The sequence below is a fragment of the Chromobacterium sp. CV08 genome (assembly GCF_051129845.1).
GTDB lineage: Bacteria > Pseudomonadota > Gammaproteobacteria > Burkholderiales > Chromobacteriaceae > Chromobacterium.
The window spans coordinates 3,752,288-3,770,326 of sequence record NZ_CP150453.1 but is presented as its reverse complement, the minus strand read 5'-3'; the positions used below and the strand labels follow the sequence as shown (position 1 = coordinate 3,770,326).

Sequence of the window (18,039 nt, the reverse complement as noted above, 5' to 3'; positions counted from 1 at the left end):
CTGAGATGGACGGAGCGAGCCTGATGGTGTTGGCGCACCGGCTGCTCGGCGCCTTGTTGTTGCCGCCGATTCTGAATCTGCTGCCCATCGTTGCCGGCGCGATGCTGATCCGGCGCTGGCAGTACGCCGGCCGCCTGTTGCTGGCCTTCGGCGTGGTGCTGACCTATCTGTTGTCGATTCCGCAGACGGCGATGTGGCTGGCCCAGGGCGTCGAGCGCTATCCGGCGCTGCGGCCGGCCGATCTGGCCGCCGTCGACGCCATCGTGGTGCTGGGCGGCGGCAAGCGCGAGGCGCCGGAATTCGACGGCAACGCGCCCGGCGGCGACACGCTGGTCCGGTTGCGCTACGGCGCCTACCTGGCCCGGCACAGCGGCAAGCCGCTGCTTGTCACCGGCGGCGCGCCGATGGGCGGCGAGCCCGAGGCCGACGTGATGGCGCGCGCGCTGCGCCAGGACTACGGCCTGCCTGTGCGCTGGCTGGAGAACCGCTCGAACACGACGCTGGAAAACGCCAGGCTGTCGGCGGCGATGCTGAAGGCCGACGGCGCGACGCGGATCGCGCTGGTCAGCCAGGGCTGGCATCTGGCGCGCGCGGTGCCCTTCTTCCGGCAACAGGGCCTGCAGGTGCTGCCGGCGCCGACCGCCTTCATACGCTACGATGGCCCGGCGGCCGCCCGCTACATTCCCAGCGGCAGCGCGATGGCCGAATGCCACACGCTGCTTCGGGAGTCGCTGGGCATGCTGTATTACCGCTTGCGGCCGGGCGTCTGAGCGTCAGCTCGAGGCTTTCCGTCGGCTGGCAGGCCTATGATTCGTCCGGCAGCGCCGGTGACGGGCGACGCGGGCCGGCAAAGAGCTTTGCCAGGATGGAAACCAGTATCAGCACTGTCGCCAGGCCAGGCAGCATCAGCACGCCGCCGAGGATGACGGTGAGCAGCGACAGCAGCGCCAGCCGCCCCCAGCCGACTCCGATCAGCCATTCAACGTACAGTCGCCAGTAGATGGCTATCTTGTGGCGGGCGGCGCTGAGGTCTGTCAAGGCTTCCGAGTGGTTTTGCCGGTTCATGCGATTCTCCTGGGGTGGTGTGTAGCCTGACTGTAGGCGGTCGCCCGGCGGCGCGGTATCGGATTGCGACGGAATGCGCTATGCGGGGGATGGAATGGCGACAGGCGCGATGAACCGGCGCCGGGAAACGGAAAAGGGGCCTGGACGCGAAAGCGTCCAGGCCCCGTTTGCGTTTCAGTCCCGCTGCGTTCTCGCAGTCCCTAACGATAGGCACAGCAGCGCGACCGCGGCGCAGACGCTCAGCACCAGGCCGAGGTTTTGCGCCAGGCCGGACAGCGCCAGCATCAGGCCCAACAGCAGATAGTAGCTGAGGCCGAACAGCGCGCCGGCGGCGCCGGCCTGTTTGCGATAGTCGCGCAAGGCCTGGCTCAGCACATTCGGAATGGCGATGCCGAAGGCGACCACGACACCGGCGACCGGCAGCAGTATCCACGTCGAATCGCCAAGCAGCCAGGCGGCCAGACCGGAGGCCAGCGCCAGTCGGCAGGCCGTCCGCACCAGCTGGGCCGGCTGCCGTCCGCTTCCCAGCAGCCTGCGGTTCAGCAGGCTGCCCGACAGCGAGGCGGCGGCCAGCGCCGCGCCGGACCAGCCGAACTGGGCGGGACTCCAGCCCAGCCGCTCGAACAGGAACGGCGCCAGGCTGTAGTAGCTGAACAGCATCGTGTTGAACAGCGCCACCAGCATCGCGTTGCGCCACAGCGGGGCGTCGCGCAGCATCCTTCCGGCAAGCCGGGCCATATTCGGACGGACCGTGGCTATCGGACGGGTTTCCGGCAGCCGCAGCGCCGCCAGCGCCAACAGCGCGAAGGCGAGCAGCAGCAAGGCGGCGAACACGCCGCGGTGGCCGAAATGGTCGGCCAGCCAGCCGCCGCTGAGCAGGCCGAGCACCGGACTCAGCGCCAGCGCCGCGCCTATCAGCGAGAACACGCGCGCCAAGCGGACCGAGTCGTAGCTGTCGCGCAGCATGGTCTGCACCACCACGGAGCCGGCCGCCGCGCCCAGAGCGGAAATCGTCCGCGCCAGCAGCAGGGTGTCGAAGTCGGCGGCGGCCAGCGCCAGCGCGGAGCCGGCGCCGTAGCAGGCCAGGCCCAGCATCATCGCCGGGCGGCGGCCGAGAACGTCGCTGAGCCAGCCCCACAGCGCGACGCCGGCGGCGAAGGCCAGGAAGTAGACCGACAGCGTCTGCGAGGCGCGCGTCTGGGTGACGCCGAAGGCGGAGGCGATGTCGGTCAGTGCCGGACTGTAGATGGTTTCCACCAGTTGCGGGAACAGGATCAGCACCGTCAGCAGCCACAGCGCCGGACGGGTCGTCGTTTTCATTGTGTTTTCCTTTCTTGCTTGACGATGCCCAGTCTAGAGAAAATCGCCATGTCTGATTACAATGATAAGGACTTTATCTATCGAAAATCAGACAAATGGCCTTGATTCAGGCGGGACAGGTCTTCGACGCCGACGCCTTCGCCGCGCCGGTGATAGGCATCGCCGCCGACATGGGCATGCACGACTCCGGCCGCCATTGCCACCGGCGCCACCAGCTGCTGTTCGCCGCCGCGGGCTGCATCACCATCGAGCTGGCGGATACGCTGTGCCTGCTGCCGCCGAGCCGCGCCGCCTGGATTCCGGCCGGCACCGTCCATCGCGCGCTGATGCGCAGCGTCGTCGCCTACCGTTCGCTGTATTTCGCGCCCGAGCTGCCGTTTCCCGCGCCGCCCTTGCAGGTGGTGGCGGTCAATCCGCTGATGCGCGAGGTGATAGAGCGGATGGCGTTCTGGCCGTGGGATTGGTCCGCAGAAAAGCAGGCAAGCCTGCTGACGGTGTTCGGCGAGGAACTGCAGGCGGCGCGCGGCGAGAACTGGCGGCTGCCGTTCCCGACCGATGCCCGGCTGTCTTCATGGCTGGACCAGGTGCGGGGCGGAGCCTTGCCGCCGAGGCTGAACCGCTTGGCGGACACGGTGGGGGCCAGCGAGCGCACGATCAGCCGGATCTTCATCGGCGACACCGGCATGAGCTACCAGGCCTGGCGCCAGCAATGGCGCCTGCTGAGGGCGATGGAGCTGCTGGCGGACGGCGCGAGTCCGGGCGAGGCGGCGCAGCGGCTGGAGTTCGCCAGCGACAGCGCCTTCATCGCCTTTTTCCGCCAGCATGTCGGCGAGACGCCGGCGCGTTACGTGCAGGCAGGGGGTGGGGCTCAGTCCAGCGTGTCCAGATAATCGCGTTCCGGCCAGCCGGCGCTGCGCCGCCAGGGCGGGACGAAGCCGGTCGGCAGCGGCCGAGGCTCCACGGTGATGGTTTCGCGCTGGCGGCCGTCGGCCGAGCGCAGCGACACCTGCAGCGGCATCTGCCAGCGCTCGCTCCAGCGCAGCGTCTTGCCGGCCTTGTCGTAGACGCTGACGCCCCCGGCTGCGGTTTTCCTGGCGAAGCCGCGCATCTCTCCGAGGTCCACCAGCTGGCTGGCGCGCGTCCAGGAGCCGTCGAAGCCGGCATCGCGCCATTCGCGCGGCGCCACCGCGATTCTTTCCTTCTTGGCCGCGTGGATGAATTCCACTTGCAGGGCGCCGTTGGCGTCGCGCCAGACGTGGCGCGGCGCGGCGGCGAAATCCAGATGCTGGTGGCCGTCGTCGTCGTGGCGGTGCGGCGCGCCGGCGTTCAGGCGCTCGCGCCAGGCATGCCCGTTCTGGCGCACCCAGCGCTCGCTGTAGCGGACGGTTTTCTCGACGCCGTCGGCGCCCCGGCTGACGGTTTCGTAGCGGACGACGGCCTGAAGATCGGGCGCGGCGGCGAAAGCCTGCTGGGCGACGAGCGCCAGCGCGGCGAGAGACAAGATTTTCATTGATGGCTTCCAAAGCGAAACGCGCGGCCCATCCGGGCCGCGCGTCGAGGAGGATTACAGGCCGAGCGCCGACTTCACCAGGCCGAACACCCGGGTGTTGTCCATCACGCCCTTGAAGCCCTTGCTGCCGGCGCCGCCGGACATCAGCATCACGTCGCCGCCGCCGTGGGTCTCGCTGGACAGGCGGATGCCGGTCTCCTGCTGGTAGTCGTCGTCGGTGGCGGTGGCCGAATCGACCGAGACGCGGGTCGGCTTGCGCTTGGGGCCGTTGCCGAACACCAGCGTCGTGTAGACGGCGCCGTCGGCGTCCTTGGACGGCTGGCCGTCCGTGTAGCCGCGTGAGATGTCGTGGACCGGATTGCCGCGCTTGGCGTAGCCGTTGATCGTCATCGTGTGGTCGTGGTCGGCGGTGACGACGACCAGCGTCTTGTTCAGGTCCACCTTGGCCAGCGCGGTCTTGATCGCGTCGTCGAAGGCGATGGCGTCCGTCAGCGCGCGCTTGGCGTTGGTGCCGTGCAGCGCGTGGTCGATGCGGCCGCCTTCGACCATCAGCACATAGCCGTTGCCGTTCTTGGACAGCACGTCTATCGCCGCCGCCGTCATCTGCGCCAGGCTGGGCTGGTCCACCTTGTTCTTGACGCGGTCCAGCTCGTATTCCAGGTGGTCCTTGCCGAAGATGCCGACGACGCGGCTGGCCGATTTGGCGTCGAAGGCGGCGAGGTCGGAACCGGTCTGCAGCACCGGATAGCCCTTGGCGGCGAATTCCTGCAGCAGGTTGCGGCCGTCGCCGCGCTTGCCGCCGCTGGCCTTGGGCAGCAGGAACTTGCCGCCGCCGCCCATCAGCACGTCGAGGCCGCCGCCCAGCCTGGCGTTGTAGCCGGCGCCGCCGGGCACCGCCTGGGCGATGATGTCGGATTCGGCGTCGCGGTGGCAGACGTGGGCGTAGGTCGCGGCCGGCGTCGCGTGGGTGACGCGGGTGGTGGTGACCGCGCCTATGGCCTTGCCCCTGGCCTTGGCCAGTTCCAGCAGCGTCGCGGCCGGCGCGCCGTTGTTCGCGCCGCAGTTGCCGGTGCCGTCGCTGTTTGGCTCGATGGCGCGGGTGTCGGACGACATCGAGATCACCTCGTTGTTCATCTTCACGCCGGTCATATAAGCCGACATCGACGGCGCGCTGTCGGTGGTCTGCGCGTCGTTGGAGAAGGTCTTGATGCGAGCGGTGCGATCAAGTTTCTCCATAGCGAGCTTGCCGCCCTCGCCGTACTGGTAGAGGCGGGCAGCGGTGACGGTGGCCGGGCCCATGCCGTCGCCGAGAAAGAAGATCACGTTCTTGGCCTCGCCGGCGGCGTGGGCCGGAACGGCGGGCAGGGCGGCCAGCACGGCGGCGGCCAACAGGGTTTTCATCGCGGTTTTCATCTTATTGTTCTCCATCACAGGCCGGCGGCCTTCTTGACCAGGCCGAACACTTCTATGTTTTCCAGGAAGCCGTGGATGCTGTCGGCGCCCTGGCCGACGGCGGCGATGTAGACGTCGGTGCCGCCGTGGGTCTCGCCGCCGGCCGGCATCCGTATCGCCGCCTCCTGGTGGTAGTCGTTGGCCGAGACGGCGTCGTCGGTCAGCGCCGCCGCCGCGTTGCGGTCGCCGGCGACGCGGTTTTCGCCGTTGCCGAAGCCGATGATGGAATAGGGCATGCCGTCGGCGTCGGTCAGGTTCTTGCCGCTGACGTAGTCCTTGGCCAGGCCCAGCACGCCCGGATTGCCCGGCGCGGTCTTGCCGGTGCGCTTGGCGTAGCCGTTCAGCACCAGCGTGTGGTCATGGTCGGCGGTGACGACGATCAGCGTGTTCTTCAGGCCCGGGTCCTTCTGCTGCATCGCGGCCATGGCGGCTTTGATCGCCTGGTCGAAGGCCACGGTGTCCTGCAGCGCCTTCTTGGCGGTGGTCTCGTGCAAGGCGTGGTCGATGCGGCCGCCTTCCACCATCAGGAAGAAGCCCTGCTTGTCGGTCCGGTTCGCCAGCATGGCGATGGCCTTGGTCGTCATCTCGGCCAGGCTGGGTTCCTTGCCGGTGTCGCGGTCCAGGTCGTAGCTCATGTGGCTGGAGGTGAACAGGCCGACGGCGCGCCGGGTCTTCGCCGGGTCGATGGCGTCGAAGGCGGTCTTGTCGGCGGCGTAGCCGTAACCGTTGGCCTTCAGTTCCGCCACCAGGTCGCGGCCGTCGGCGCGCTTGCCGCCGGCGGCCTTCGGCAGGAAGAACTGTCGGCCGCCGCCGAAGACCACGTCGACGCCGTCCTTCAGCGCCGAGTTGTATTGCGCGCCGCCGGGCACCAGCTGGGCGGCGATGTCGGACTCGGCGTCGCGGTGGCAGACGTGGGAGTAGGTGGCGGCCGGCGTGGCGTGGGTGACGCGGGTGGTGGTGACGACGCCGGTGGCGCGGTTGCCGGCCTTGGCCAGTTCCAACAGCGTGGCGACCGGTTTGCCGTTGCCGGCGCCGCAGTTGGACGTCAGCTCGGCGGTCGGCGATTTGGCCACGGTGTCGGTGGACATCGAAATGACTTCGTTGTTCATCTTGACGCCAGTCATATAGGCCGACATCGACGGCGCGCTGTCGGTGACCTGGGCGTCGTTGGAGAAGGTCTTGACGAAGCCGGACTCCGGCAGCGTGTCCATCGTCAGTTCGCCGTCTTCGCCGGCGGCGTAGATGCGGGCGGCGGTGGTGGTGGCGATGCCCATGCCGTCGCCGAGGAAGAAGATGACGTTCTTGGCGGCGACGGGCCGGTTTTCGGCGTTGTCCTGGGAGCGGGCGGCATTGCCGCCGCCGCTGCCGCAGGCCGCCAGCGACAGCGTCGCCAGCAGCGTCAGGCTGAGACTGAAGGTGCGCATTGGAATAACCTTTTTATTTGAAAAATGCGCACAAATGATATTTTCAGCTTGTTTCTGCCAAGATACCGGAATGTTAAGATTGGATGACGGCGTCGTGTCCGCTCAGGATTTCCACAGGTGGGCGAGGAAGGACACCCTGACCTTGGCCTCGCCGGCGTGGCAGGGGGCGGTGACCTTGAGGCCGGGCTTGCCGGTGTCGCGCAGCAGCGGCGTGCCGTACGGCGGACCGTCGGCGCGGCGTATCGCCGCCACCATCGGTTCGCTGGGCTTGGCGCCGGCCGAGATCACCACGCAGATCTCCTCGCTGGCCAGCCGCACGAAGCTGCCGGGCGGATAGATGCCCAGTTCCTTGATCAGCATCGTCGTGAAGGCCTGGTCGAACTCGGTGTCCTTGCGCTGGAAGATGTGGCCGAGCGCGGTGGCGGGCAGCAGCGCCGAGCGGTAGCGGCGCGGCAGCAGCTTGGCGCAGGTGATGTCGGCCAGGTGCAGCATGTGGGCAGGGGGCAGTATCTGCTCCCTGGGCAGCGCGAACGGGTAGCCGTTGCCCTGCCAGGACTCGTGGTGGGTCTGCACCAGCGTGTGCCACAACTGGTCGTCCACGCCGGCCTCGCGCAGGATGGCCGAACTCATGATCGGATGGTCGAATATCGCCTGACGCTGGTGGTCGTCGGGGCGGGCGGCCTGGCCGAACAGCTCGTTCTGCAGCTCCACCTGGGCGATGTTCATCGTCAGCGCCGCGCAGATCAGCGTTTCGCGGTGCTTCGGCGGCAACGTGATGTGGCGGGTCAGTATCGACAGCAGCGCCGCCGTGTGCAGCGAGTGGGCGACGCTGTATTCGGAAAACGGCACCAGGAAGATGGAGGCGATCAGCGCGTCCCGGTGCGTCTCCGCCAGCCGGATCAGCGTCTGGGCGATCTCCATCACCTTGGCCTCGAAGTCCTGGGCGGTCAGCGCGTGGTGGAGCACGTTCTTCACGCGCAGCTGCAGGAAGGCGATGTCCTCGAACAGCGAATGCTTCTTGTGGTCGTTGATATTGGGCTTGTCCGCCGCCTTGGCCTCGGGCCTGGCTTCGGCGAAGCCCATCTTGATCAGTTTCTGCTTCAATTCCGGCGTCAGCACGTAATGGCCGCGCTTCAGCAGCAGGAAGCCGCTCTCCGAGAAGACGTCCATCTGCAGCTCTTTGCCGATGGACAGCATAGAGGAGTAGACTTTGCTTGTTTTTTTGGGTGAATCCACAGGCATGGTGGTGGCCGCTTGCGATGTCAATGTTCACGGGATGATAATCTAATGTCATCGCAAGCTGGTAGTTTTCACGCCTAGCGCGGCAGTTCGCTCCAGACTTTCTGCAACCGCTTGACCGAGACCGGATAAGGGGTTTTCAACTCCTGGGCAAACAGGCTGACCCTCAGCTCCTCCAGCATCCAGCGGAAATCCAGCACCGCCGGCGCCACCTCTCCCTGCTCCTGCTGTTCCGCCACCCGCTGCTGCCATTGCTGCCACAGCTCGCGGATTTCGGCGCCGCGTTGGCCGTCGCGCTGCGGATTGGCCGGCTGCTTGTCCATCCGCAGGCTCATCGCCTTCATGTATCGCGTCAGGTGCGGCAGCTGGCTCCATGGCGTGGCGGTCAGAAAGCCCTTGTAAACCAATGTTTCCATTTGTTGTTTTAGCTCATGGCCGAGTTTATGCTTCTGAACTTTTTGCGTCAGCGGCACGTATTCGGCGGCGATTTGCTGCAGGTACTGGGCCACCGCCTGGATCACGGCCGGCAGCCGGGTGCGGGCGCGGGTCTTCTGATCGTTGAAGGCCTTTTCATTGCGCGGCAGCGCGTCTTCGCCGATGAAGGCGCGGTCGCAGATGGCGGCGATGGCGTCGGCCAGCAGATCGTCTGCATTGGCCACCGCGCGCAGCTGCAGCGCGATCTGGGTCATGCCGGGCAGGCCCTTGCCCAGCTGCTTCATCTGCTCCTTCAATTGCAGCTGCAGCAGCTTCACCACGCCCTGGCGGTGATGTTTTTCGGCCACGGCCTCGGTGTCGAACAGGCGGATGGCGACGCGGTCCTCTTCCAGCGTCAGCGCCGGGTAGCCGGTCAGCTGTTGACGGCCGCGGGCGAACTGTATGCTCTCCGGCAGATCGCCGAAGTCCCAGGCCTTGACGTCGTCGCGCTCGAACTCGGCGCTGGTGTCGCGGAAGGTCAGCTGCGCCGCCTGGCCGAACTGCTTCTGCAGCGCGGCCAGGTCGCGGCCCATGCCGATCTCCTGTTTGCCGTCGTCGATGACGCGGAAGTTGAACAACATGTGTTCCGGCAGTTCCTGCGCGTTGAACGCGTCGATGTCCACCTTGACGCCGCCGGTCTCGCGCAGGATGAAGCGCGCCAGCTGCGGCGCGATGGCCTGCTGCTGGTCGGGGTTGCTGGTCAGGAAACGGGTGATGAAGTCGGGCACCGGCACGCAGCAGCGGCGGACCTGCTTGGGCAGGCCCTTGATCAGCTGCTGCAGCTTGTCGCGCACCATGCCCGGCACCAGCCATTCGAACGGCGCGGGCTGCAGGCGGTTCAGTATGGCCAGCGGCACGTCTATGGTGACGCCGTCCAGCGGGTGCTTCGGCTCGAAGCGGTAGCGCAGCCGAAGTTTGCCGTCCTCCAGTTCCAGCCATTCCGGGAACTGGTTCTCGGTCACGTGCTGGGCGGCGTGGCGCATCAGCTCTTCGCGGGTCAGGTGCAAGAGCTTGGGCTCGGTTTTTTCAGCCTCCTTGCGCCAGGCTTCGAAGCTGGCGGCGTCCACCACCTCGGCCGGCACGCGCTCGCTGTAGAAGGCGAACAGCGCTTCCTCGTCGACCAGCACGTCCTGGCGGCGCGCCTTGTGCTCCAGCTGCTCCACCTCGCGGATCAGCTGCTGGTTGCGCTGGAAGAAAGGCGCGTTGCTGACGTATTCCATATTCACCAGCGCGCCGCGGATGAACAGCTCGCGGGCCTCCTCCGGCGCGATGCGGCCGTAGCTGACCGCGCGGCGCGGGATCAGCGTCAGGCCGTACAGCGTCACGCGTTCGCTGGCGACAACCTCGCCGCGGCTTTTTTCCCAGTGAGGCTCGAAGTAGTGGTATTTGACCAGGTGCGGCGCCAGCTTCTCCACCCATTCCGGCTCGATCTTGGCCACGCAGCGGGCGTAGAGGCGGGTGGTTTCCACCAGCTCGGCCGCCACCAGCCACTTCGGCTTGGCCTTCTTCAGGCCGGAGCCGGGGAAGACGTGGAAGGCGACGCCGCGCGCGCCCTGGTAGTCGTCCCCTTCCTGGTTCTTCATGCCGATATTGCCGATCAGGCCGGTGATCAGCGCCTTGTGCAGGTTTTCGTAGGCGACGGCGTCCACCTGCTGGCGCTTCTTGGCCGACATCTGCGCGTCCGGCTGTTCGGCGTCGGCATGGGCCTCGTCGCGCGTGATCAGGCCCAGCTCGCCGGCGATCTCGGCCAGCTGCGCGTGCAGCTCGCGCCACTCGCGCATCCGCATATACGACAGGAAGTGCTCGTGGCAGGCGTTGACCAGCTGGCGATTGGTCTTCTTGTTCTTCAGCGCGTCGGCGAAGAAGTCCCACAAGTGCAGGAAGGACAGGAAGTCCGATTTCTCGTCGTTGAAGCGGGCCTGGGCCTTCTCCGCCGCGTCGCGGGCCTCGAACGGCCGCTCGCGCGGGTCCTGGATCGACAGCGCGGCGGCGATGATCAGCACTTCGCGCGCGCAATGGTAGTCGCGGCCGGCCAACAGCAGTCGGCCCACTTTCGGATCCACCGGTATCCGCGCCAGCTCCTTGCCGACCGGAGTCAGCTCGCCCAGCTCGTTCACCGCGCCCAGTTCGGTCAATACCTGGTAGCCGTCGGCGATCAGGCGGCTGGACGGCGCCTCGATGAAGGGAAAGGCATCGACCTTGCCCAGGCGCAGCGCGGCCATGCGCAGGATGACCGCCGCCAGGTTGGAGCGGACGATTTCCGGGTCGGTGAAGGCCGGGCGGGCATTGAAGTCGTCCTCGGCGTACAGGCGTACGCAGATGCCGGCCTCGACGCGGCCGCAACGACCGGCGCGCTGGCGGGCGGCGGCCTGCGAGACCTTTTCCACCTGCAGCTGCTCGACCTTGGCGCGCGGGCTGTAGCGGTTGATGCGGGCCAGGCCGGTGTCGATCACGTATTTGATGCCGGGCACCGTCAGCGAGGTCTCGGCCACATTGGTGGCCAGCACGATGCGGCGGCCGCCGGACGGCTTGAAGATCTTCTGCTGGTCCTCGTTGCTGAGGCGCGCGAACAGCGGCAGGATTTCGTAGCCGCGTATGCCGGACTTGCGCAATTTCTCCGCCGTCTCGCGGATCTCGCGCTCGCCGGGCAGGAAGACCAGCATGTCGCCGGGGCCCTGGCGGGAAAGTTCGTCCGCCGCGTCGACGATGGCGTCCTCCATCTCCATCTCGCGCTCGTCCTCGTCGCGCTGCTTCAGCGGCCGGTAGCGCACTTCGACCGGGTAGGTGCGGCCGGACACCTCGATCACCGGCGCGCCGTCGAAGTGCCTGGAGAAGCGGTCCGCGTCTATCGTGGCCGAGGTGATGATGATCTTCAGGTCCGGCCGGCGCGGCAGCAACTGCTTCAGATAGCCCAGCAGGAAGTCGATGTTCAGGCTGCGCTCGTGCGCCTCGTCGATGATGATGGTGTCGTAGGCTTCCAGGTAGCGGTCGGTCTGCGTCTCCGCCAGCATGATGCCGTCGGTCATCAGCTTGATCACCGACTTTTCCGACAGCTTGTCGGTGAAGCGCACCTTGAAGCCGACGTGTTCGCCGAGCGTCGATCCCAGCTCCTGCGCGATCCGCGTCGCCACCGAGCGCGCGGCCAGCCGGCGCGGCTGCGTGTGGCCTATCAGGCCGAACACGCCGCGGCCCAGTTCCAGGCAGATCTTGGGCAACTGGGTGGTCTTGCCTGAGCCGGTCTCGCCGCAGATGATGACCACCTGGTTCCGGTCTATCGCCGTCTTGATGTCGGCCAGCTTCTGGTTGACCGGGAGCGCGTCGTCGAAGCTGGGTTTCGGCAGATGCGCCCGGCGCGCGTCGGCGCGGCCGCGCGAGCGCTCCACCTGGCCGGCGATGTCCGAGAGCAGCTTGTCGGCCGGCTGGTTTTTCTTCAGCCGCTCGGCGGCGTCGGCCAGCTTGCGGCGCAGGATGTGGCGGTCGCGGATCAGGCAGTGGGACAGGGCGGATTTCAGGTCGGCGAGGCGGGCGGCTGGTGTCATCGGCTAAAGAACGGAGGATTGCGCAAAGTGCCGATTATAGCAGAAGCCGGACAGGCCCATGGCTAGCGCGCGTCCAGCGCCTCCCTGAGTCGCCGCGCCAGCGCGGGCGCTTGTTCGGCCGGCACATTGGCGAAACCCAGCAGCAGCGCCGGGGGATGGCCGCCGTCCAGGCAGAACGAAGACAGCGCTTGGCCCGCCAGCCCGCGGGCGCTCAGCCGCGCCGCGACGGCGCGGTCGTCGTCGCCGTCGGGCAGCCAGGCGGCCAATTGCAGGCCGACGGGCTGGCCGTCCAGCCGCAGACGCCCGCCGCATTCCGCCTGCAGCGCGGCGGCCAGCGCGGCGCGTCGGCCGGCGTACAGCGCGCGCATCCGCTTGATGTGGCGGGCGAAGTGTCCCTGGCCAAGGAAATCGGCCGCCGTCGCCTGGTCCAGGATGGACGGCGCCGGACTGAGCAGATCGCAGGCTTCGGCGAAGCGCGCCGCCTCGCTGGCCGGCGCCACCAGATAGCCGAGCCGCAGTCCGGGAAACAGTGTCTTGCTGAAACTGCCGACGTAGAGCACGCGGCCGGCGCGGTCCAGGCTGCGCAGCGCCGGCAGCGGAGGGCCGTCGTAGCGGAATTCGCCGTCGTAGTCGTCTTCGACTATCCAGGCCTGGCGCCGCTCGGCCCAGTCCAGCAGCGCCAGCCGGCGCGGCAGCGACAGGGCGACGCCCAGCGGCGCGTGGTGCGACGGCGTGCAGTAGGCCATGCGCGCGTCCGGAGCGCGGCGTATCGCCTCGTCGACGCATAGTCCGTTTCGGTCCACCGGCGCCGGCATGAGCCGGGCGCCGGCCAGCCTCAGCGCGCCGCTGGCGCGGAAATAGCCGGGATCCTCCATCCAGACCGGGTCGCCGGGGCGCAGCAGCGTCCGTATCGCCAGCCCCAGCGCGCCCTGGAAGCCGCTGGTGATGAAGACCTGGCCGACGTCGCAGTGGATGCCGCGGAACAGGGCCAGATGGCGGACGATGGCCTCGCGCAGCGGCCGATAGCCGGCCGGATCGGGGTAGTTCAGCCCCGACAGCGACAAGGACCTGGCGCGGTGGCCGGCCAGCCGCGCCCACAGCTTGCGGGGAAAGGCGTCCAGCGCCGGCAGGCCCAGCTGGAAGGGCCGAGGCGGAGCCGGTTCGGTCGGGGCCGTCCCGGCTTGCAGCGGGTTGGCCGCACAGGCGTGGCCGGCCCGCGGGCCGACTAGGCGGGACTCCAGTCCGGGATGGACCAGGGTTCCGGCGGCGGCGCGGCTGAGCAGAAAGCCCTCGGCCAGCAATTGGCCGTAGGCCTGGTCGACGGTGCCGCGCGACACGCCGAGATCGGCGGCCAGCACGCGCGTGGCCGGCAGGCGGGCGCCGGGCGGCAGTTGGCCGGACAGGATGGCCTCGCGTATCCGCAGATAGAGCTGCCGGTGCAGCGGCTGCGCGTGATCACGCAGCAAGGGGAACTGGAAGGCGTCGGGAATCATGGCCTATTGGTTTTGGCGATTTTTGGCACTCATCATTGTGCCATGTTGCCGCTATCTTGTCGGGAAGCCAAGGACTAGGAATGACCATGAACCATCACGACGCCGTCTCCCGCGCCCGGACCTTCCGCCGGCTGCATCAGGGCCCGCGGCCGCTGTTGCTGCCCAATGTCTGGGACGCCTTGAGCGCCCGCGTGTTCGAACAGGCCGGCTTTGAAGCGTTGGCCACCAGCAGCGCCGCCGTCGCGTGGTCGCTAGGTTATCGAGACGGCGGCGAGTTGCCGCGCGAGGAATTGCTGGCCGCCGTCGCCCGCATCGCCAGGGTGCTGAAGGCGCCGTTGAGCGTAGACCTCGAGGACGGCTACGGCGATACGCCGGCGAGGGTGGCGGACACCGTCGCCGCGGCGATCCGGGCCGGCGCGGCCGGCGTCAATCTGGAGGACGGCCGCTACGACGCCGAAGGCCGCTTCCGTCTCCGCGGCGCGGAGGAGATGCGCGAACGCCTGCAAGCCGCCCGGGCCGCCGCCGATGCGCTGGACGTGCCCATCTTCATCAATGCCCGAACCGATCTGTTCCTGCATGGCGAAGGCCCGGCCGAGGCCCGTTTCGACGAGACGCTGGCGCGGGCCCGGCTGTATCTGGACAGCGGCGCCGACGGCGTCTTCCCGATAGGCCTGTCCGATCCTGCTTTGCTGGCGAGGCTGTGCGCGGCGCTGTCGGCGCCGGTCAATGCCGCCGCGATGCCCGGTCTGCCGGACCTGGCCGAGCTGTCCGCGCTCGGCGTGGCGCGGATCAGCACCGCCATCGGTCCCGCGCTGGTGGCGATGCAGGCGCTGAGCCGGACGGCCGAGGCGCTGCGCGACACCGGCGACCTGTCGGTCTTGAGAACCCCTTTTTCGTACGCCGACGCCCAGGCGCTGTTCGCGCCGCAGGCTTGACGCGCCCCCTCCAAAAAACCGTTTCAGGAGCACTACCGATGTCCCGTTTCATCGACTACACGAAAATCGCGCCGCAAGGCTACCAGGCCCAGGCGGCGCTGGAGCGCCACATCCGAGGCTGCGGCATCGACCACGCCCTGCTGGAGCTGGTGAAGACCCGCGTGTCGCAGCTGAACGGCTGCGCCTTCTGCATCGACATGCACTCGAAGGATGCGCGCGCCGCCGGCGAGTCCGAGCAGCGGCTGTACCTGCTGTCGGCTTGGCGCGAGGCACCGTGCTACACCGAGCGCGAGCGCGCCGCGCTGGCCTGGGCCGAGGCGCTGACGCTGGTGGCCGCGCGGCATCCGGACGAGGCGCTGCGGGCCGAGCTGGCGCGGCATTTCGACGATAAGGAAATCGTCGACCTGAGCTGGGCCATCGTCGCGATCAACGGCTGGAACCGCGTTTCCATCGGCTGCAACACACCGGCCGGAGGGTATCAGCCGGGCCAGTACGCGCTCTGAATCGAGCCGCCCAAACCCATCCGGCGCCGACGCGCGACTTACCCGCAATGCCTCGCCATGCGGGCGCCTTGCGGCCAATCCGATCTATCTTGCGCAGGAGCTTTCATGAAGCATGCAACCGTCACGCCCGGTCGGGCGGCGATGACCTTGTCCAACCCGGCTGGACTCTACGATCCGGCGCCCAACGGCTATTCCCACCTGGGCGTGGTCGCGCCGGGCAGCCGGCTGGTCTTCGTCGCCGGACAGGGAGGGGAGACCGAGGACGGCCGCTTGCCGCCCGACTTCGCCGGTCAGGCGCGGCAGGCCTTCGCCAATCTGTGCGTCGCGCTGGCCGCGGCCGGCGCCGAGCCCGGCGATGTCGTCAAGCTGACGGTGCTGATCGTCGATCACGACGAGACGCGGCTGCGCGTGCTGGGCGAGGCGCTGGACCGGGTATGGGGCGCGGCGATGAAACCGACCTGCACGCTGATACCGGTGCCGAGGCTGGCGCTGGACGGCATGCTGTTCGAGGTGGAGGCGCTGGCTGCGTTGCCGGCCTGAGCCAGGCCGGTCCCGCAAACAGGCTTTCAGCGCCAGGCCGGCTCGCGGCCGGCCGGCGCGGCCTCCTGCCGGCTGACCGCCTGGTGCAGCTTGTCCATCTGCGCATCCAGCCGGCGCACCGCCTCGGCGATGTTGTGGGTCTCGCCGGACAGGCTGCGGCTGGATTCGCCGACGGCGACGATGTCGCCGGCGAACTGGGAGAAGCCCTGATTCTGGCTGGCCTCGGCCTGGGACACCTGCTGCAGCAGGCCGGCCAGCTCGCCGGCGCCGTCTATGATGCCTGACAGCTTGCGCTGAGCGGCCTGCGCATGGTCGCGGCCGGCCTGCATCTGCTGATTGCCGTCGCGCATCGCCACCAGCGCCTGGTTGGTGCCGTCGACGATGACCCGGATCTTGCTCTCGATGTCCTTGGTGGCGTTCTGGGTGCGTTCGGCCAGCTTGCGGACCTCGTCGGCGACGACGGCGAAGCCGCGGCCGGTTTCGCCGGCGCGCGCCGCCTCGATTGCGGCGTTCAGCGCCAACAGATTGGTCTGGTCGGCGATGTCGCGTATCAGCTGCACGATGCCGCTGACCTCGGCGCTGCGCTGGCCCAGCTCCTCCAGCCGGCCGGCGGCGTGGCCTATCACCTCGCCGGCGCGGCCCAGCTGGTCCACGGCCAGGTTCATCACCCTGCCGCCCTCGCGCGCGGCCTCGCCGGAATTCTGCGCCAGCTGTGTCGCGGCGGTCGATTGCTCGGCGTTCTGGCTGGTGACGACGGCCATCTGCTGGGCGACGACGACCATGTCCTCGGAGCGCTCGCGCTGCTCGGCCATCGTGCGCGCCATGCTGCCGGTGCTGTCGGCGATCTGACGGCTGGCGCCGGAGGCGTCGCGTATCGAGTGGCCGATCTGCTCCATCATCCGCGCCAGCGCCTCGCCGGCGCGCTCGGCCTCGGCGCGGGCGGTTTCCAGTTTTTCGAAGCTCTTGCTCTTGGCCTTGTCGAAGGCCAGCGCCAGCACCAGCACCACCAGAGACAGGCCGGCCAGCGACTTGGCCTGCAGCTTGGGCAGCTCCTCATGCGGCAGCGGGCTCTTGGGCAGGGCGTCGATGCCGGACAGCCACATGACGATGCCGACGGCGGCCAGCGACATCGCCAGCCAGAACATGCCGGAGCGGCGGGTGGCGATGAAGACGGCGGTGAACGGGATGGCGGCGAACCACATCAGGCTGGTAGACAGGATGCCGCCGTTGACGAACACCATCCAGCACACCATCGCGTACATGCAGCTGGTGGTGAATTCGGCGGTGAAGCGCACCGCGCCGCTGAGGCGCAGCAGCAGCGGGCCGCAGAGCAGGCCGAGGCCGCCCAGCGCGATGCCCTCGGCCATAGGATAGTGGCCCAGCATCAGGTATTCGACGGCGAACAGCGGCGCCATCAGTCCGGCGAGCAGACCGACGCCGACAACGGTGCGGGCGCGTATCGCCTGCTCCGGAATCTGCCGGACGCCGTCCGGTATGAACCATTCTGTGATGGCCTGTATCGACATAGATTCCCCTCCAACAATGTTCCGAATTAAGCGCCCTGATTTGTAAGGTTTTATTGAGCGGGCGAGCCGGATGGGACTTTAAAACAAATGTTTGATCGTAGGCAATATGTCGATCGGGTCGAGTGTCGCGCCGCCGCCGTTTTCACGGGCCGGCCTTCGGGCCGTCCGAGCGGGGAGGGCCGCCCTCCGCGACGCCCGCATTCCATCCAGGAGAAATCCATGCAAGACAACGTCCCCGCTTTTCTGGCCGGCCCGGCCGCCTTCATCGGTCCGCATCCGGTCACCCTGGCGCAGATCGCCCAGAACATGCCCGGCGGCGCGCTGCCCGCCGTTAACAATCTGCGCACCCGCTTCTCGCTGACGACCGATACCGGCGCCGGCGGCCTGCCCTTGCCCGGCGCCTTGCCCAAGCTGCGGATGCAGCCTGTCGGCGGCCCGCCGGTTGTGACGCTGCCGCCGCCCGGCGGCGCGGTCACGACGATAGACGCGCTGTACTGCCATGCCAGCGCCGGCGGAACCGCGCTGGCGGCGCTGCCTTTCTGCGACATCGCGGTCGCGCCCGGCGCGGCCGACGCGCGCACGCTGTTCACCACCGGCATGAACGGCTGCTCGCTGATGGTGCTGAGCGCGGTGCCGGCCGGCGCGCCGGCGCTGGCGGCGGGCCATCTGCGCATCGTCCACGATCACGACCACCGCAGCCTGGCGACCTGGGCCGCCGCCGGCTACACGGTCCGCTTCTCCGCCTATGCCGACGGTGCCGTCGGCGCCGGCGCCGCGCCGGGGGGCTGGCCGGTTCCGGCCGTGGTGGCCAACTACAATCCGCACGGTTATCCGTGGGGCATGCCGGTGCCCGGCCAGACGGTGCCGGGCGCGCGGGTGGTCACCAATTTCCTGTACTGGAACGGCGCCAACTGGACGTTCAATAGCCGCCACTACGTCGACTTCGGCGGGACGCCGTACGATATCGACGCGCCGGCGGGCGGCGCGGCCAGCACCCAGACGATGAATATCTAGCGATG

Annotated in this window: 15 protein-coding genes; 6 read left to right on the top strand and 9 right to left on the bottom strand. The window is 68.2% G+C overall.

Going from position 1 to position 18,039, the window contains the following annotated elements:
- Positions 1–5: 5 nt before the first annotated feature.
- Entirely contained in the window at positions 6–770 is a 765-nt protein-coding gene (locus WNM05_RS17190; RefSeq protein ID WP_434629100.1) for a YdcF family protein, read from the top strand.
- A gap of 34 nt (positions 771–804) precedes the next feature.
- Here the strand turns inward: WNM05_RS17190 and WNM05_RS17185 are convergent, their stop codons facing one another.
- Together WNM05_RS17185 and WNM05_RS17180 are read right to left on the bottom strand one after the other, a co-directional pair.
- A complete protein-coding gene (locus WNM05_RS17185; protein WP_434629099.1) occupies positions 805–1,065 on the bottom strand; it encodes a hypothetical protein in 261 nt (86 codons plus the stop codon).
- A 174-nt stretch (positions 1,066–1,239) separates the two neighbouring features.
- The gene (locus WNM05_RS17180) at positions 1,240–2,385 is read right to left on the bottom strand and encodes a Bcr/CflA family efflux MFS transporter (RefSeq protein WP_434629097.1); all 1,146 of its coding nucleotides are present in this window, start codon (positions 2,383–2,385) and stop codon (positions 1,240–1,242) included.
- A gap of 95 nt (positions 2,386–2,480) precedes the next feature.
- Here WNM05_RS17180 and WNM05_RS17175 point away from each other — a divergent pair, with 95 nt between their 5' ends.
- Positions 2,481–3,275, top strand: coding sequence for an AraC family transcriptional regulator (locus tag WNM05_RS17175; protein WP_434629095.1), 795 nt, complete (start codon positions 2,481–2,483; stop codon positions 3,273–3,275).
- Here WNM05_RS17175 and WNM05_RS17170 read toward each other — a convergent pair.
- From WNM05_RS17170 to WNM05_RS17145, 6 genes are all read right to left on the bottom strand, one after another.
- A complete protein-coding gene (locus WNM05_RS17170) occupies positions 3,254–3,895 on the bottom strand; it encodes a hypothetical protein (protein WP_434629093.1) in 642 nt (213 codons plus the stop codon). The genes WNM05_RS17175 and WNM05_RS17170 overlap by 22 nt on opposite strands.
- Before the next feature lie 54 nt (positions 3,896–3,949).
- Positions 3,950–5,296, bottom strand: a complete 1,347-nt coding sequence (locus WNM05_RS17165) for an alkaline phosphatase (RefSeq protein ID WP_434629091.1) — start codon at positions 5,294–5,296, stop codon at positions 3,950–3,952.
- 26 nt (positions 5,297–5,322) lie between these two features.
- On the bottom strand, positions 5,323–6,771 hold the full coding sequence (locus WNM05_RS17160; RefSeq protein WP_434629089.1) for an alkaline phosphatase: 1,449 nt from the start codon (positions 6,769–6,771) through the stop codon (positions 5,323–5,325).
- Positions 6,772–6,873: 102 nt separating this feature from the next.
- Complete coding sequence (locus WNM05_RS17155) at positions 6,874–7,941, bottom strand: HD-GYP domain-containing protein (RefSeq protein ID WP_434629088.1); 1,068 nt, start codon at positions 7,939–7,941, stop codon at positions 6,874–6,876.
- 146 nt (positions 7,942–8,087) lie between these two features.
- Positions 8,088–12,023 (bottom strand): ATP-dependent RNA helicase HrpA, encoded by a 3,936-nt coding sequence (gene hrpA, locus WNM05_RS17150; RefSeq protein WP_434629086.1) that lies wholly within the window; start codon positions 12,021–12,023, stop codon positions 8,088–8,090.
- Positions 12,024–12,085: 62 nt separating this feature from the next.
- Positions 12,086–13,516 carry a PLP-dependent aminotransferase family protein gene (locus tag WNM05_RS17145; protein WP_434629085.1) on the bottom strand — a complete coding sequence of 477 codons (1,431 nt, stop codon included), beginning with the start codon at positions 13,514–13,516 and terminating at the stop codon, positions 12,086–12,088.
- Between the two features lie 86 nt (positions 13,517–13,602).
- Here WNM05_RS17145 and WNM05_RS17140 point away from each other — a divergent pair, with 86 nt between their 5' ends.
- From WNM05_RS17140 to WNM05_RS17130, 3 genes are all read left to right on the top strand, one after another.
- Positions 13,603–14,451, top strand: coding sequence for an isocitrate lyase/PEP mutase family protein (locus tag WNM05_RS17140; RefSeq protein ID WP_434629083.1), 849 nt, complete (start codon positions 13,603–13,605; stop codon positions 14,449–14,451).
- Positions 14,452–14,489: 38 nt separating this feature from the next.
- On the top strand, positions 14,490–14,954 hold the full coding sequence (locus tag WNM05_RS17135; protein ID WP_434629081.1) for a carboxymuconolactone decarboxylase family protein: 465 nt from the start codon (positions 14,490–14,492) through the stop codon (positions 14,952–14,954).
- Positions 14,955–15,059: 105 nt separating this feature from the next.
- Complete coding sequence (locus WNM05_RS17130) at positions 15,060–15,494, top strand: RidA family protein (RefSeq protein WP_434629079.1); 435 nt, start codon at positions 15,060–15,062, stop codon at positions 15,492–15,494.
- A gap of 26 nt (positions 15,495–15,520) precedes the next feature.
- Here the strand turns inward: WNM05_RS17130 and WNM05_RS17125 are convergent, their stop codons facing one another.
- Entirely contained in the window at positions 15,521–17,020 is a 1,500-nt protein-coding gene (locus WNM05_RS17125; RefSeq protein WP_434629077.1) for a methyl-accepting chemotaxis protein, read from the bottom strand.
- Positions 17,021–17,239: 219 nt separating this feature from the next.
- Here WNM05_RS17125 and WNM05_RS17120 point away from each other — a divergent pair, with 219 nt between their 5' ends.
- Positions 17,240–18,034, top strand: a complete 795-nt coding sequence (locus WNM05_RS17120) for a hypothetical protein (protein WP_434629075.1) — start codon at positions 17,240–17,242, stop codon at positions 18,032–18,034.
- The last annotated feature ends 5 nt before the right edge of the window (positions 18,035–18,039 follow it).